The organism is Streptomyces sp. ActVer (genome assembly GCF_027270795.1).
GTDB lineage: Bacteria > Actinomycetota > Actinomycetes > Streptomycetales > Streptomycetaceae > Streptomyces > Streptomyces umbrinus_A.
In genome coordinates this window covers 1-14,344 of sequence record NZ_JAPWHT010000001.1, presented here as the reverse complement: position 1 = coordinate 14,344, position 14,344 = coordinate 1, and the positions used below count along the sequence as shown (strand labels likewise).

Annotated in this window: 14 protein-coding genes and 3 pseudogenes; 7 read left to right on the top strand and 10 right to left on the bottom strand. The window is 69.7% G+C overall.

The features are described from left to right. Positions 1-125: 125 nt before the first annotated feature. The 6 genes from mftF to mftA are packed head-to-tail and all read right to left on the bottom strand — an operon-like array spanning position 126 to position 5,193. A complete protein-coding gene (mftF, locus tag O3Q52_RS00080; RefSeq protein ID WP_269646725.1) occupies positions 126-1,520 on the bottom strand; it encodes a mycofactocin biosynthesis glycosyltransferase MftF in 1,395 nt (464 codons plus the stop codon). Beyond that, entirely contained in the window at positions 1,517-2,284 is a 768-nt protein-coding gene (mftE, locus tag O3Q52_RS00075) for a mycofactocin biosynthesis peptidyl-dipeptidase MftE (RefSeq protein ID WP_269646724.1), read from the bottom strand. The genes mftF and mftE overlap by 4 nt, the downstream gene beginning before the upstream one ends. Further along, positions 2,281-3,483 (bottom strand): pre-mycofactocin synthase MftD, encoded by a 1,203-nt coding sequence (gene mftD, locus O3Q52_RS00070; RefSeq protein WP_269646723.1) that lies wholly within the window; start codon positions 3,481-3,483, stop codon positions 2,281-2,283. Before mftD ends, mftE begins: the two co-directional genes overlap by 4 nt. Before the next feature lie 3 nt (positions 3,484-3,486). Beyond that, positions 3,487-4,740, bottom strand: a complete 1,254-nt coding sequence (mftC, locus tag O3Q52_RS00065) for a mycofactocin radical SAM maturase (protein ID WP_269646721.1) — start codon at positions 4,738-4,740, stop codon at positions 3,487-3,489. Then, a complete protein-coding gene (gene mftB, locus O3Q52_RS00060) occupies positions 4,737-5,018 on the bottom strand; it encodes a mycofactocin biosynthesis chaperone MftB (RefSeq protein ID WP_269646720.1) in 282 nt (93 codons plus the stop codon). The genes mftC and mftB overlap by 4 nt, the downstream gene beginning before the upstream one ends. A gap of 25 nt (positions 5,019-5,043) precedes the next feature. After that, positions 5,044-5,193, bottom strand: coding sequence for a mycofactocin precursor MftA (mftA, locus tag O3Q52_RS00055; RefSeq protein ID WP_269646719.1), 150 nt, complete (start codon positions 5,191-5,193; stop codon positions 5,044-5,046). 113 nt (positions 5,194-5,306) lie between these two features. Here mftA and mftG point away from each other — a divergent pair, with 113 nt between their 5' ends. Further along, complete coding sequence (mftG, locus tag O3Q52_RS00050; protein WP_269646718.1) at positions 5,307-6,869, top strand: mycofactocin system GMC family oxidoreductase MftG; 1,563 nt, start codon at positions 5,307-5,309, stop codon at positions 6,867-6,869. Between the two features lie 11 nt (positions 6,870-6,880). Here the strand turns inward: mftG and mftR are convergent, their stop codons facing one another. After that, complete coding sequence (gene mftR, locus O3Q52_RS00045) at positions 6,881-7,537, bottom strand: mycofactocin system transcriptional regulator (RefSeq protein ID WP_269646717.1); 657 nt, start codon at positions 7,535-7,537, stop codon at positions 6,881-6,883. Between the two features lie 113 nt (positions 7,538-7,650). Between mftR and O3Q52_RS00040 the strand changes: the two are divergent. The 5 genes and pseudogenes from O3Q52_RS00040 to O3Q52_RS00025 form a co-directional block, all read left to right on the top strand. Beyond that, positions 7,651-7,959: pseudogene (locus O3Q52_RS00040) on the top strand (4-hydroxy-2-oxovalerate aldolase); the annotation flags it as partial. A gap of 205 nt (positions 7,960-8,164) precedes the next feature. Then, positions 8,165-8,527 (top strand): annotated as a pseudogene (locus O3Q52_RS00035) (transposase family protein); the annotation flags it as partial. A 134-nt stretch (positions 8,528-8,661) separates the two neighbouring features. After that, positions 8,662-9,699: a transposase gene (locus O3Q52_RS00030; RefSeq protein ID WP_266586870.1), complete on the top strand. Its 1,038-nt coding sequence runs from the start codon at positions 8,662-8,664 to the stop codon at positions 9,697-9,699. 184 nt (positions 9,700-9,883) lie between these two features. Further along, on the top strand, positions 9,884-10,312 hold the full coding sequence (locus O3Q52_RS54340; RefSeq protein ID WP_369124158.1) for a transposase: 429 nt from the start codon (positions 9,884-9,886) through the stop codon (positions 10,310-10,312). Positions 10,313-10,314: 2 nt separating this feature from the next. After that, entirely contained in the window at positions 10,315-10,752 is a 438-nt protein-coding gene (locus O3Q52_RS00025) for a transposase (RefSeq protein WP_266586872.1), read from the top strand. A gap of 54 nt (positions 10,753-10,806) precedes the next feature. Here the strand turns inward: O3Q52_RS00025 and O3Q52_RS00020 are convergent, their stop codons facing one another. After that, the gene (locus O3Q52_RS00020; protein ID WP_266586874.1) at positions 10,807-11,214 is read right to left on the bottom strand and encodes a limonene-1,2-epoxide hydrolase family protein; all 408 of its coding nucleotides are present in this window, start codon (positions 11,212-11,214) and stop codon (positions 10,807-10,809) included. A gap of 119 nt (positions 11,215-11,333) precedes the next feature. Here O3Q52_RS00020 and O3Q52_RS00015 point away from each other — a divergent pair, with 119 nt between their 5' ends. Beyond that, positions 11,334-11,936 (top strand): TetR/AcrR family transcriptional regulator, encoded by a 603-nt coding sequence (locus O3Q52_RS00015; protein WP_266586880.1) that lies wholly within the window; start codon positions 11,334-11,336, stop codon positions 11,934-11,936. A gap of 216 nt (positions 11,937-12,152) precedes the next feature. Here the strand turns inward: O3Q52_RS00015 and O3Q52_RS00010 are convergent, their stop codons facing one another. Both O3Q52_RS00010 and O3Q52_RS00005 read right to left on the bottom strand, forming a co-directional pair. Further along, entirely contained in the window at positions 12,153-12,734 is a 582-nt protein-coding gene (locus O3Q52_RS00010) for a group II intron reverse transcriptase/maturase (protein WP_266586882.1), read from the bottom strand. A gap of 1,208 nt (positions 12,735-13,942) precedes the next feature. Then, a pseudogene (locus O3Q52_RS00005) lies at positions 13,943-14,344 on the bottom strand (TetR/AcrR family transcriptional regulator); the annotation flags it as partial.

The window sequence follows — 14,344 nt, the reverse complement described above, 5'->3', positions numbered from 1 at the left end:
TCCTTTGCGCTCCCGCATCCGTGCAACGCTTTTACTGTTGCAAGTCCCGTGATGCTTACGGTAACGACTCCAGTCGTCGGTCACAATGGGGTGGTCGATGTTTCGCCGGGCGGGAACGGTGGCGGTCACCGCGGCTGCCGCAGCCGAGGCCGCAGAGCCGCAGTGGAGCGTCCCTTGATGGCGGACCACCACACACCGGCGCCGTAGGCGAGGTCGTCGAGGCGGCGTGCGACGCCGTACCTCAGTGGATCCAGAGCGGCGCCCTGGTGCAGGTATTCCAGAGCGACGTCGGTCACCGCGGCCAGCGCGGTGGCCCGGCGTGCCCGGCGGGAGATCGCGCAGCCGGCCACCGTGAGGGGCCACCAGTGCCGGGTCAGCAGCGCGGACGTCTGAGTGAGCGCGCCGAGCGCGCCCATGGCCGTCAGTGAGCAGGCCAGCCGTACCGGGTGCTCCGTGCCGTCCAGTTTCCGGCAGACCCGCAGGACGGTCGTCGCGCCGACGGCGCCGGCCACCGGGAGCGACCAACGGCGCTGGGCGACAAGGGCGAGGACGACGGCGCCGCTCCAGGGGGCGAGGACCGCGGGCGCGATGAACTCCGGGTGTCGTTCGGCGAGCGGGTGCGCTCCCGTCCCGTAGGCGGCCTTGCGTCGAAACCAGTCCCCGAGGCGGCCGCGGTGCTCGTGGGCGGCGTGGACCGAGGGGTCGTAGCGCACCCGCCGGCCGCTCTTGATGGCGCGCCAGCAGATGTCGACGTCCTCGCCGATTCTCAGCCGCTCGTCGAACCCTTCGTCCAGGGCGTCGACGCGTGCGACGGCGCAGGCCGTGGAGGCCCAGGAGACGGGTGTCCCGGGGCGTACCAGGGCGGGGCGGCTGCCCAGGTCGAGTGAGGAGCGTGTGCGCTCGTACCGTCCGATCCAGGTCGAGGAGCCGGGCGTTTCGAGAGCGGTGACGCGGGGGACGGCCAGGGCGACCCGCGGGTCGCAGAAGTGCCGCAGCAGTGTCGGGACCGTGTCCTTGGGCAGGACGACGTCGGAGTCGACGAAGACCACATACGGTGTGCCGACCAGGCGAAGGCCCGCGTTACGGGCTCCGGCGGGACCGACGTTGACCCTCAGGGGGACGAAGCGCGCGCCATGCCGTGCGGCGGCCGCCTCGACCGGAGCGCGGTGAGTCGACGCGTCGTCGACCACGATCACTGGGGTGTCCGGCCCGATGCTCGCCAGCAGGCGGTCGAGCTCGCGCGGGCGGTCGCGGACGGGGACGACGACCGTGTACCGGGGGTCGTCGGGCAGGGGCAGGGCGCGGACGACCGGGTGCGCGAGACCCGCCTCCAGGAGCCGGTCCGCCAGGAGGGCGCCCGCCCGGTCCCGGACGTGGACCGTACGACCGGTCAGCAGTGGACGTGCCCGCCGGGTCAGGCGCAGCAGCCGCAGAGGGGAACCACCGAGGAGGGTGCGGCCGCCGTCCAGGACGCGGGTGTCACGATCGAGCGCCACGACGAATCCGAGAGGCAGCGTCATCTCCCCGCCGCCTTCGTGCCAGGTCGGTCGCGGGCCGCAAGGTCCAGGAGGCGGCCACGCTCGTCCGTCGTTGCGGCGGTGATCTGGCCGACGAGCCGGGACACCATGGTCCGCACATGCCGGCGGCCCTCGTCGGCCGATGCGCCGGCCGGGTCGCCGAGCACGCCCGACGGCGAGACGGCTTTGACGCCATGGGCCGTCAGCAGAGGCATCAGGACATCCAGCGGGCGGGTGTCGCCGGCGACGGCTTCGCGGATCCGTACCTCCTCAGGGGCGAGATACAGCATGAGCGAGGTCTCGGTCCGGCCGGCGTGGGCGTCGCCTCCCGTGATACCGCACCCGGCCCAGGCGACGGCGTGCCCCTCGGCGTGCATGGCGCCGAGGGCCGCGTCCAGGGTGGCGGTGTTGCCGCCGTGGCCGTTGACGAAGACGACGCGCCCGGCCCAAAGCGACAGTGAGCGCACGGTTTCGACGATCACGGCGTGCAGGGCCTCATGTCCGATGGAGACGGTGCCGGGGAAGCTGGCGTGCTCGCCGCTGGCGCCGTAGGCGAGCGTGGGCGCCACCAGGGGCGGTGGGGTGAGACGGGCGGAGAGTTCCTCGGCGACACGGCCGGCTACGGACTCGGCGATGACGCTGTCGGTGTTCAGTGGCAGATGCGGCCCGTGCTGCTCGGTCGAGCCGATCGGAACCAGGACCAGGCTCTTGGCGGAAACGGTGGTCCAGGCCCGGTGCGCGAGCCGGTTGTGCCGTGCCGTCGTCATCCGGCGACCGGGGCGGGGGCACTCGTGCCGCCGAGGGTCAGGGCGAACCCGGGAGGAATCGCAAGGTCGTCGGGGGACAGCTCGTGGACGGACGAGCGGCCCAGACCCAGCACCGCGGAGTCGAGGCCGCCGCGCAGGATGTCCAGCACGTTCTCGACACCGGCCTGGCCGTTCGCCGCCAGGCCCCACAGGTACGCGCGCCCGATCAGGACGGCCCGGGCGCCGAGCGCCAGCGCCTTGGCCACGTCGCTGCCGCGCCGGACGCCGCCGTCGAGCAGGACTTCGATGTCATTGCCGACGGCGTCCACGACGGAGGGGAGCACCCGGACGGTGGCGGGGGTGGTGTCCAGGTTGTTGCCGCCGTGGTTGGACACCGAGATCGCCGCCACCCCGGCGTCGACGGCCCGTTTGGCGTCGTCCACCCGGGTCACGCCCTTGAGCAGGAAGGGCCCGCCCCATTCCTTGCGGAGCCAGGCGACGTCCTCCCAGGTGGGCGGGGTGGTCTGCATCCACTCGCCGTAGGCGCCGAAGAAGGTGGGTGCTTCGCCGCGCGGGGGGCGGAGGTTGGGGACCGTGAGGTCGGGAAGCCGGCCGGAGCGCAGGTACGTCCACAGCCACCGGGGGTGGGGCAGTACGTCGGGAGCGAACTTCGCCATGGTCCTCACGTCGAGCTTGTCGGGGATCTGCGGGCTTCCCCAGTCGCGGCCGTGGGAGAAGGACCAGTCGAGGGTGGCGATGAGCGCTTTGGCGCCGGCGGACCTGGCCCTGTCCATACGCTGCACCATGCTGTCCCGGGTGCCGCTCCAGTACAGCTGGAAGAAGGTGTCGGTGTTGGCCGCGACGACCTCCTCCACCGGTTTGCTCGCGAAGGAGCTCAGCCCCATGATGACGCCCCGGTTCGCCGCGGCCCGTGCCACGGCGACCTCTCCTTCCGGGTGGACGGCCTGCACACCGGTGGGAGAGATCAGCACGGGGAACGCCGTCTCGACGCCGAGGACGGTCGTGGTCAGGTTGCGTTCGGCGTGATGGCCCACGACGTGAGGGGCGAAGCCGAGATCGACGAAGGCCGCGGCGTTGTCGTCGATCGTACGGCCGCTCTCGGAGCCGGCGACGAGTGCTCCGTAGACGCTGCTGGGCAGACGTTTTTTCGCCCGGCGCTGGGCCTCGGCGACCGTCTCGAACCAGGGGTTCTGGGGCATTCGTCAACTCTTCTCGTGCTGGGATGATGGAGCCTGGGCGAGCCGCAGCCCGGCCAAGGGGTCCTGGGCGCAATCGCTGACGGGAGGGCGTTCCAGGTCCGCGCGGAGGGCCGGCAGCGGCAGGTCGACCGGCCGTCGCCGGGAGTGGTCCTGGGAGGGGCGCGGCAGGAGGGCCCGGTCCGCCGGGCGTTCGGCCAGCAGATCCTCGCCGTAGCCCTGGACGCATTCGGGGTCGGGGCCGTCCAGCGGCAGCCCGGTGAAGAACTTGGCGGCCATGCAGCCGCCCTTGCACGTGTCGTAGAACCCGCAGGAGGCGCAGGCTCCGCCGGTCTGAGGCGAACGCAGGTCGCGGAACAGCGCGGACTCCCGCCACACCCCGGTGAAGCCGCCGGGATCGCGCACGTTCCCGGCGAGGAACTCGTCGTGGATCGCGAAGGGGCACGCGTACACGTCCCCGACCGGGTCGACCAGGCACACCACCCGGCCGGCGCCGCACAGGTTGAGGCCGGGCAGCGCCTGACCGTAGGCGGACAGGTGGAAGAACGAGTCACCGGTCAGCACCGACTCGCCGTGTGCCAGCAGCCAGTCGTACAGCAGGCGCTGCTGCTCCCGGGACGGGCGCAGGTCGTCCCAGACATCGGCGCCGCGGCCGGACGGGCGCAGCCGGGTGAGCCGCAGCTGGGCGCCGTAGCGGTCGGCGAGTGCCTTGAAGGCGTTTAGCTGGGGGATGTTGTGCCGGGTGCACACGACGGAGAGCTTGAAGTTCTTCATCCCGGCCGCGGCGAGGTTCTCCATGGCCCGAAGCGCGGTGGCGTACGAACCGGCCCCGCGCACCGCGTCGTTGACCTCCGGGGTCGCCCCGTCGAGGGAGATCTGTACGTCGACGTAGTCGTTGCGGGCCAGCCGGCGGGCCGCCTCGGGGGTGATGCGGACGCCGTTGGTGGAGAACTTCACGCCGACGTGGTGGCTGGTGGCGTAGTCCAGGAGGTCCCAGAAGTCGGGGCGGACGGTGGGTTCGCCGCCGCCGATGTTGACGTAGAAGACCTGCATGGCCTCCAGCTCGTCGATGACGGCCTTCGCCTCGCTCGTGCTCAGCTCGCGCGGGTCGCGCCGTCCGGAGCTGGACAGGCAGTGCGCGCAGGACAGGTTGCAGGCGTAGGTGAGTTCCCAGGTCAGGCAGATCGGCGCGTCGAGGCCGTACTCGAACAGGTCGACCAGTCGCCGTGTGCCGTGGGCGGTCAGTGCCGGTGAGGTCATGGGGCGGTCCTTTCGACGACCATGGACGACCGGGCCAGGGCGGTCAGGGCCGTGGTGAAGCGGGGGAGTTCGGCGGCGCCGACACCGGCTTGCGCGCAGGCGGCCCGGGCGGTGGGCACGTGAGGCAGAGCCCGCAGGACGGCGAGCAGGCGGAGGTCCTTGACGAACGACAGCCGGCGGGTGCCGAAGTGGTACAGCAACGCGCCGAAGGGTTCCGGCCGCACCGAGACCTGCGGATGCAGGTCCCAGGGCCGGTCGATGTCCATGTCGGTGTTCACGGTGGGCACGTTGGTCCCCGCTCGCCTAGTAGACGCCGCACATGCCGTCGATCGAGACCTCCTCGATGAGGTCGTCCTCCTCGATCAGCGACTCGGGGGCCAAAACGTCCCCGGCGCCGGACTCGGCGTCGGCGACGGGGGCGGGCTGCGGGGGCAGGGAGTGGAGCGGGCTCATGCGAACCTCCTCGACGGCCGCGGCGATCCGGTCGACCGGACGGTCCCGGTGCCGCGGGTTCCTGTACCGTGAGGCTAATGGCACTCGGTGTCAAAACGGAAGGGTCGTGCGCCATGCCGAGGAACGGCCCTGGTCGGCGCCCCGATGTCGTCGTGGTGGGGGCCGGTGCCAGCGGTGCCGCGCTGGCGGCGCGGCTGAGCGAGGACCCCGGCCGCTTGGTCCTGCTGCTGGAGGCCGGACCGGTGCCGCGTCAACTGTCTGACTTCCCACCGCAGTTGCTGGACGCCCGGCTCGTCCCCGGTGCGCAGGCGCAGTGCGCCGCGGTCTCGCACCACCCGGTCCGCCTCACCCCGGACCGGCCATACTCGGTACCGCGGGGGCGGGTGCTCGGCGGTTCCACCACCGTGAACGGAGGCTACTTCGTACGGGCCCGGCGCGAGGACTTCGCCCGCTGGTCGGCCGCGGGCGGGGCGGACTGGTCGTACGACCGCATGCTGCCGTTGCTTCGCGGCCTGGAGACCGACCTGGACCACGGCGCCGACGCCGTGCACGGAGACCGGGGGCCGGTACGGATCCGGCGCACGGACCTGAGGCATCCGGCCGCCGCGGCGTTCGGTGACGCCGCCCGCGAACTGGGCCTGCCGCACGAGCCCGACAAGAATGCGCAGGACGTTCCGGGCTTCGGCCCGGTTCCGACGAACACGGTGGACGGTCTGCGGGTCAACACCGGCATCAGCCATCTCCTGGGCGCCCTCGGCCGGCCCAACCTCACGGTGACGGGCGACTGTCCGGTTCACCGGGTCGTCGTCCGCGAGGGCCGGGCGAGCGGAGTCGTCGTCGAACACGACGGTGGGTTCGAGGTACTGGAGGCCGGCGAGGTCGTGCTCTGCGCGGGAGCCTTCGCCTCCGCGCACCTGCTGCACCGGTCGGGAATCGGCCCGGGTGCGGTGTTGACGCGGGCGGGCATCCCCGTCGTGCTGGACGCCCCCGCGGTCGGAGCGCGGTTCAGCGATCACCCCCAGGTGGTGCTGGAGTGGGCGCCCCACGGTGACATGGCCGAACCCGTGGGATCCTGGCTCGGAGGCGCCCTGCACGTGTCCTCGTCCGACGGCGCGCACCCGGGCGACCTGGAGATCCTGCAGTCACTCGTCCCGATGGCCGGCCTGACCACCGGACGCACGAGCGTGGCAGGTGCCCCGCTGGCGTTCCTGGTCTCCGTACAGACGCCCCGCACGAGCGGCCGCCTGCGAACGAGGTCGGCGGACGCGGCGGACCCACTGGACATCGACTACGGCTATCTGCGCACGGCCGGCGACCGACGCCGTATGCGTGAAGCCGTCCGCGTCACCGCGGCCCTCCTCGCCACCGCGGCCTTCGGCGAGGTGGCGTCGGGCCTGGCGGACCCGGACGCCACGACCCTCGACGACGACCGCCGGCTCGACCGCTGGATCCGGGCCGGGCTCGGCACGGCTCAGCACACGTGCGGAACGGTCCCCATGGGCCCGGCGGACGACGCCCGAGCGGCCGTCGACGGCTACGGCAGGCTGTACGGGCTGAGCGGGCTCCGGGTGGCGGACACCTCGATCCTGCCCACGGCTCCGCTGCGTGGCCCGGCGGCCACCGCGGTCCTCATCGGGGAGTTCGTGGCCCGTGCGATGCGGCACGGCCCGCACTGACGGGGGCGAGATCAGGAGGCGGCGTCGCCGGGCGGGGGAGGGGCCGTCCGCACCGTGCCGAGGCCCGCGCCCACCTGCTCGATGGTCCGGCCGAGCAGACACAACAGTTCGGTTCCGGGCTCGCTCAGCCAGTGCTCGTACGCCGCCATGGCCGCCGCGAGGAGGGCGTAGCCGGCCAGCCGGGGCACCATGTCTGTCGGGGGCAGGCCCGTGCGTGTCGCGACGAACTCCGTGACGACGGCCCGCCACGAGGCATAGCGGAGAGTCGAATCCGCCTGCAGCGTGGGTACCCGCAGGATGAGCTCCATGCGCTGCCGGTGCCAGGGCACCTCCACGGGATCGAAGCTGTTGAACTCGACGACCGCCTCGCGGAGCGCGTCGACCAGCGGCGCGTCCGTCGAGGTCGCCGCCAGCAGCTCGCGCAGCCTGAGCAGGTGTTCCTCGAAGTCACCCCAGACCAGGTCGTTCTTGGAGGAGAAGTAGCGGAAGAAGGTACGGCGGCCGATGCCCGCGGCCGCGGCGATGTCGTCCACCGTGGTGTCGTCGAAGCCCTGACGGGCGAACAGCTCGAACCCGATCCGCTCCAGCTCGGCCCGCGAGGTCACGCGCGGCCTTCCGGTCCTGGCCGGCTCGACCGTGACCGTCGCGTCGCCGGACGGTGACTTCACGGGGACTCCTTCCGGGGAACGGGAGGGTACGGCCGACCCGGAGCTTCTGCCACTCCGCCTTCGAACATATACCGGCCTTGGACCGGTGCCGCAGAGCTGGTCCTCTTCTGTCGGCCGAACTTGCCCGCCCGGTCAAGCTGACGGAGTCCTGCGGCGCAACTGCGTGCAGGTCACCGACTCCGGAGGCCGGCTGACGATGGACGGGGTGCGCGACCGCTTCCGCGCCTACCGACTCGGCCACCGAGCTCGGCATCCGGGCCCACCGCAACCTCGCCCTGGACGTGACCAACACCGGCGTCGCCGTCGAGAACGGCGTCACCCGCGTCGACGCCTCCCTCGACGGGCGGGGAGTGGGTGCGGGAAACCGCCCGCCGAAGGCGTTGATCGCGGTCACCGACCTCATGGGCTGGGAGCACGGCTGCGCGACATGGGCGGGTCGGCATCGGACTGTTTCAGTCCCGCCTCGACGAGACCGCCTTACCCTTCAGTCACATATTGGTCACTCGTCCAAGACGCTGCGACACAATGAGCCTTTTCCAACCTCTTGCGCGGGTTGGGCAGTTGGTCTGTGAAGCCCCTGATAGATGGGCTTTCGACCAAGAGAACCGTCTCCACCAGAGGCTTCGCATGCTTGTTTACCCGTCCGGCGTCGACGTGTCCAGTTCTGCCCTCCGCTTACTCTCGGCCCGCCTGAGAACACACCGTCATGCTCTTGGCACCCGATGGCGGCGCCTGAGCGCGGGCCGACAGGCCCTGCTCACCCTCACCCATCTCCGCAACGTCCAGCCCTACGCCCAGCTCGCGGCCGGTTTCGGGATCGGCACGACCACCGTCTACCGGTACATCACAGAGGCCGTCGATCTCCTGGCTGCCCTCGCCCCCACACTCGCCGAAGCAGTACGGGCCGCGTCGATGAAGGCGTACCTGATCCTGGACGGGACACCTCTGCCGATCGACAGGATCGCCGCCGACCGGCCCTTCTGGGCGGGGTGGTTCGAGCGGTCGGAGGGGTGGCCGCGATGTCGATGGGTTCAGGTCCGGGGCGGACGATTCCGCCGTTGACGGTTCGGATGGCGCGGGCGAGCAATCCACGGGGCACAGTGGCCATGCGGGTGCGTGACCGGTTGGACGAGCTGTTCACCGATGAGCACTTCGCCGACTGGTATCCGGTTGACGGGCGGAGGGGGTTGTCGCCGGCTCGGCTGGCGATGGTGTCGGTGTTGCAGTACGCGGAGAACCTCACGGACCGGCAGGCCGCCGAGACGGTCCGCTGCCGGATGGACTGGAGGTACTGTCTGGGCCTCGAGCTGGACGATCCGGGCTTCGACCACTGCGTGCCCAGCGAGTTCCGGGACCGTATGGCCCAGGCTGACCGGGCGGATCGGCTGCTGGCCGTGATGGTCGACCACCTGGCGGCTGCGGGCCTGGTCAAGCGGCGTGGTGCGGTGCGCACGGATACCACTCATGTACTCGCGGCCATTAGGAAGCTGAGCCGGGCGGAGTTGGTCACCAAGACCTTGCATGCCGCTCTGGAGCAGCTGACTCTGGCGGATGAGGTCTGGCTGGCGTCATTGGTTACCGCGGATTGGGCGGACCGGTACGGACGTCCGGCCATCTACCATCGGCTGCCCAAGGGCAACGCGGCGCTGGAGGAGTACGTGCTGCAGGTCGGCGCGGACGGGATGCGGCTTCTGTCGGCTGTTTTCAGCGCTGAAGTCCCGCCGCGGCTGAGGGCGTTGCCGCAGGTGGAAATTCTGCGGCGAGTGTGGGTGCAGCAGTACTCGTTCGACAGTGCAGGGCGGCAGCGGTGGCGGGGACCGAAGTCCACCAAGGACCGGTTGAACAGGCGCGACATGCCACACAGAGCCGCTTCGCGGCCCGAGGCCACGGGAAGGCCCAACCCGGAGAAGGCCAGTGTCCCGTGGGCCAGCATGGAGATTATCTCTCCCTATGACGTCGAGGCTCACTACAGCCAGAAGCTGACCGCGTCGGGAAAGAAGGAGTGGATCGGCTATCGCGATCACCAGAGCGAAACCTGTGGCGATGGTCCGCACGTGATTGTGCAGGTCACCACCAGGCCGGCGCCCGAGCAGGACATCGACGCCCTCGAACAGATCCACCGGGACCTGGTCCGGCAGGGGTTCACGGTACATCACTCCTGAATCCATCGACCGGGCCGCCCGCACCCACGGGGTGGCACTGACCGGCCCGGTTCGGGCCGACCCGAGGGCTCGTGAGCACCCCGGCCTCACCAAGGCAGACTTCACCCCCGACTGGGACGCCCGCACCCTCACCTGCCCCCGTGGAGTGACCAGCCATCCCTGAAGGTGACCCGGGGTGACGGGCATGAACGGCTGTCCGTGTGCTGTTCCCAAGCCGGCCTGCCGGGCCTGCGAAGCCCGGCAGGCCGGTTTGGGCACCACCGACGACCGCGCTCGGCACATCATCTTGCTGCCCCAGCCCCTGCAGGAGATCCAGACACGGGTCCGACACGAACAAGACACCCTCCAGTGGCGGCAGCACTATGCGGTCCGGGCCGGCTGCGAAGCCACCGTCTCCGAAACCGTCCACGCCCACGGACTACGGCACTGCCGCTACCGAGGCATGGCCAAGACGCACGTCCAACACGTCCTGACCGCCGCCGGAACGAACATCATCCGGCTGAGCGGACACTTCCCGCCAGGCACCTCACCACCACGCCGGCCCCGTCCCGCCAGCCGATTCAAGCGACTCTGTCGAACCCTGACTAACCGAAGATCACCAACAGCATCCTGAAAGTGAGCCAGAGCCCTTCGCGTGACACGCCCCCGCCACCCCGACCCCGCTCGACCCGGACGATCAGCCGCTGGATCCTGACTCGTCCCGACCGGCTCCACGACGACGAACAGCGCCAGCTCAATGACGTTCGTGCGTGCTGCCTGGAACTCGACGCGCTCAGCCGTCACGTCGGCGCGTTCGCGTACCTGCTCACCCGCCCGACCGATGCCACGGTCACCGACTGGATCACCGCGGTCCGCGCCGACGACCTCCCCGCGCTACGCACCTACGCGACCGGCCTCGAACGCGATGTGGACGCCGTCACCACCGGCCGGACCTTGCCCCGCAGGTCCGGTCCCGTCGAAGGTCACGTCAACCGCATCAAAATGATCAAAAGGCAGATGTACGGCCGCGCGAACTTCGACCTCCTCCGCAAACGCGCCCTCCTCACCACATGATCGACAATGGCGCCCGAAGAACGGCAGTGCCCGCACCCCACGGCCGACGAGTGGTCAGTAGGCCGCCGGGACCAGCACGCTGGTGTCCTCACCAGTCATCATCTTCGCGGGCAGCCCGGTGTCCCAGTAGTCCGTCCACCGGGTGATCATGCCGTCGCGGACAACGAAGGCGCCCATGACCGGCACGCCCCGCACACCGTCGGGGGTTCGGATCATGTCGAGGCGCTCGGTCAGGACGACGTCGCCGTCGACCGCCAAGTTGATCGTCTTGTACTCGTAGGAGTCGGGGAACGCCGCGAATTGGCCGGCGAGGTTCTCCAGCACGGCCGCGGCCCCAGTCGACGCGGGCATGCCGGTGTTCTGGTAGACAGCGTCCTCGGCGAGGAACGGCCGCAATAGCTCCGGGTCCCGCTTGGCCATCAGGTCGCAGAACTCACGGACGATACGAGACGGGTCACTCATGGCGTCACTCCTTCAGCACTCTCGGTCACATACAGACTGTATGTCTCTCATTCACCCTGTAGGTGGACTATACTGAGGTGGTGGACAGCGGTCAACGGACATCGGCAACCCGCAGCACCGTGAGAGCGGCACGGGTAGCTGAACGTGCGGAGACCACCCGCTCCGCCCTGGTCACGGCAGCTCGGCGGCTGTTCGTCGAGAAGGGCTACTTCGACACCAGCACCGAGGAACTCGTCGCGGCGGCCGGCGTCGGTACCCGAGGGGCGCTCTACCACCACTTCGCCGGCAAGAAGGCGCTGTTCCTCGCCGTCTTCGAGCAGGTCGAAGAAGACCTGCTCGCCGCCGCAGACACCACTAGCAGTAGCAGCGACGACGCCCTTGCCCGCCTCCGCCACGGCTTGCTGGGATTCCTCGACGCCTCCCTGCAACCCGAAGTGCAGCGCATCCTGCTCATCGACGGACCCGCCGTCCTCGGCTGGCGCGAATGGCGAGCGATCGAGGAACGCTACGGACTCGGCGCGATCCACGCCCTGCTCGAACTCGCGGTCACCGAAGGAACCCTGCCCGACCAGCCCCTCGATGTCCTCGCCCACATACTTCTCGCCGCCATTGACGAAGCAGCGCTCTTCATCGCCAGCGCCGACAACCCGGTCTCCGCCCGAGATCAAGCCGTCAGTGCCGTGGACCAGCTACTCGCAGGACTGGCAGTTACCCTGCGCTAAAGGTGCCGCAACCGTTCGCTGAGCAGGCCCGGGGCGCGGCGCCGGGATTGCTCCCGGTCCGTTTCTAATAAATATCCCCGGACCTCTCGCCGAACCCGCCGTGCCGTTGGGTAGGCCGCCAGCGAGGTGCCTGTGACCAGGCCCTTTTCCAACGGCCCCCCACCGAACCCACCGTGCTAGATTTCCCAGCAGTGGGCTCTCCAGTGCCTTTTCTTCTCATGAGTTCTGCCGCGAGTGGCTCGCACCGTAGTGAATGCCCTCGTGGCAGACGCGACAGACGACCAGGGGCTTTCGACGGCGCGCGGCCATCATCTGAGCCCAGGCGGGCTTGGCGACCCGCCCCCGGACGTTCAGGTCTTTCAGGTGCCGAATGTGGTGCACTTCGACACCGTCATGCGACCCACACATCTCACAGGTGTCGGCGAGCAGGCGCTTGACCACTTCATTGCGCGCGCTGTTCCACACCTGCGTCGGATGGTCGTCGAGACTGCCGATCCTGATCTTGTGCCGAAGTGAAACTCCGCCCCACTGCGCCACCAACGGCTTTCGCCCTTCGCCGCGTTCGACGGTGACCTGGAGTCCCCGACGGGGGCCCTGGTCGGTCTTCAGTACGGTCCGGTAGCGCTGATGAATCCTGGAGACGCGGACGCGATACTTCCGCGCGAGCGTCTTGACCAGGGAGCGCTGCATCACGTACTTCAGCCGTCCTAAACGGTGAACGTTGAAAGCGAGTTGATAGTAGCCAGCAATCCCGCGGAACTCGGTCTGGTACTGGGCGACAATTGGGAAATCTAGCACGGTGGGTTCGGTGGGGGGCCGTTGGAAAAGGGCCTGGTCACAGGCACCTCGCTGGCGGCCTACCCAACCGCACGTACCGTTCGGGAAGGGGCCGTCGGAAAAGGACCTCCTTGGAGGCACCTCGCCGGCGGCCTACTTCACTACACGCGAACGCTCGATGATGCTTCGATATCGATACCCCCGGAGATGGGATGAACCGCTGGGGGGCAAGGCTGGCCGCTGCGAAGCGGCAGGCGGCGGCTGGTGACTAGCCTCGATCTTTCGCGCGCCCAGCAGGCTCGGAGGTCTTCGTGATGTAGTTGATCTTGAGTCGTAAGCTCGTTGTCGCCTGCCGGTGGGAGTCCGGTCCGGGTAGCTGCCAGGAGGCCCGGTAGCAGACTGGCGGCGTCGGGGAAACGCCCGGCGTCGAAGCCCAGTGTCGAAAGCCCTGTAAGGGGGAGCAAAGCAGCGGTCCGTAGCATCACGCGAAGTCTGCGGCGTCGTTAGAGGCCCGCCCCCTTGGGGTGGGGACAGGGAATGCCGAGCCCCCGAAATCAGGGCGAAGGCCATGGAAGCGGCGAATATCCTGGAGATGCAGCCGTGAAGGACTCCCCGGCGTATGGAGCATGGAACGTTGCGACGGTGACAGCGGGAACTGGGGAGGCCCTCCCCGGCCGGGCGGCCTGCGGACAGGTGCTGCCGGAAGCCGCGCGTCCTATAACCGGGTGATCCCCGGGAAGTGGGCGCGAGCCGGGTGGGCGTCGGAGGCGGCCGTAGTACCGCTATGAGCCGGCGGACAACACAACCGCTGGCCAGGGAAGGGCCGCTGCTTCGTCGATGTGCAGGTTGTCTGGAGGGGCTTGGTGAGTGCCGTTTCGGCTAGGAGTCGTCTTCAAATGTCACGCCCGCATCAGGAGCGATGCGAGGGTGACGGCTGCCTGGTAGGACTCGGCGGTCTTGTCGTAGCGGGTGGGTGCGCCACGAGAGCGTGGCGTCGTGGCTGCTCTACCTGATGCATGTCGGCAGCGAGGACCCGGACGTGGTCTGGATGTGCGAATGCTTCGCCGACGAGGTGGCCTTCGAGACGCACGCCGTGTCGCCGGTGCGCGCGGAGGTCACCAAGCGCCTCCGCGAATTCTGCGTCGCGGGGACGGAACGCGTACCGGCTCGGCCTGGTCGCCGGGAAGGGGCTCCCCGCGGCGCCTTGAGGCAACGACGCGTGCCGACGGTCAGGCGCCGCAGGCCCCGTTTCCGCCGAGGCCGATCATGGCGCGGTACAGCTGCTCCCCGGTGAGCGGCGGTGCCGGCAGTGGGTGGGCGCGGTCGGTTCGGAAGCCGTCGAGCAGGAGGTAGAGGTGGCGGCGCCAGGCGTTTGGGGCGATGGCGTGGGTGGCCTCGGTGACGCGGCTGTGCGACCAGATGACGAAGGCGAGGTCCTGGGGGGTGAGGTCGGGGCGCAGGCTGCCCTGCTCCTGGGCACGCTCGACGATGTGTACGCCGAGTTCGCGGATGCGGGTCTGGGTGCCCGCCAGGCAGGCGCTCTCCGGCAGTCGTATGGAGGCCAGGTCGTTGAACCCCCGGTCCTGTGACTGGAGTTCGCACATGGTCTCCAGGAAGTGGCACAGCCCCGC

Excerpts from the sequence above, each read along its gene's own strand:
- mftF (WP_269646725.1), bottom strand. The coding sequence starts at position 1,520 with ATGACGCTGCCTCTCGGATTCGTCGTGGCGCTCGATCGTGACACCCGC.
- mftE (WP_269646724.1), bottom strand. The coding sequence starts at position 2,284 with ATGACGACGGCACGGCACAACCGGCTCGCGCACCGGGCCTGGACCACC.
- mftD (WP_269646723.1), bottom strand. The coding sequence starts at position 3,483 with ATGCCCCAGAACCCCTGGTTCGAGACGGTCGCCGAGGCCCAGCGCCGG.
- mftC (WP_269646721.1), bottom strand. The coding sequence starts at position 4,740 with ATGACCTCACCGGCACTGACCGCCCACGGCACACGGCGACTGGTCGAC.
- mftA (WP_269646719.1), bottom strand. The coding sequence starts at position 5,193 with ATGAGCCCGCTCCACTCCCTGCCCCCGCAGCCCGCCCCCGTCGCCGAC.
- mftG (WP_269646718.1), top strand. The coding sequence starts at position 5,307 with ATGCCGAGGAACGGCCCTGGTCGGCGCCCCGATGTCGTCGTGGTGGGG.
- O3Q52_RS54340 (WP_369124158.1), top strand. The coding sequence starts at position 9,884 with ATGAACGGCTGTCCGTGTGCTGTTCCCAAGCCGGCCTGCCGGGCCTGC.
- O3Q52_RS00020 (WP_266586874.1), bottom strand. The coding sequence starts at position 11,214 with ATGAGTGACCCGTCTCGTATCGTCCGTGAGTTCTGCGACCTGATGGCC.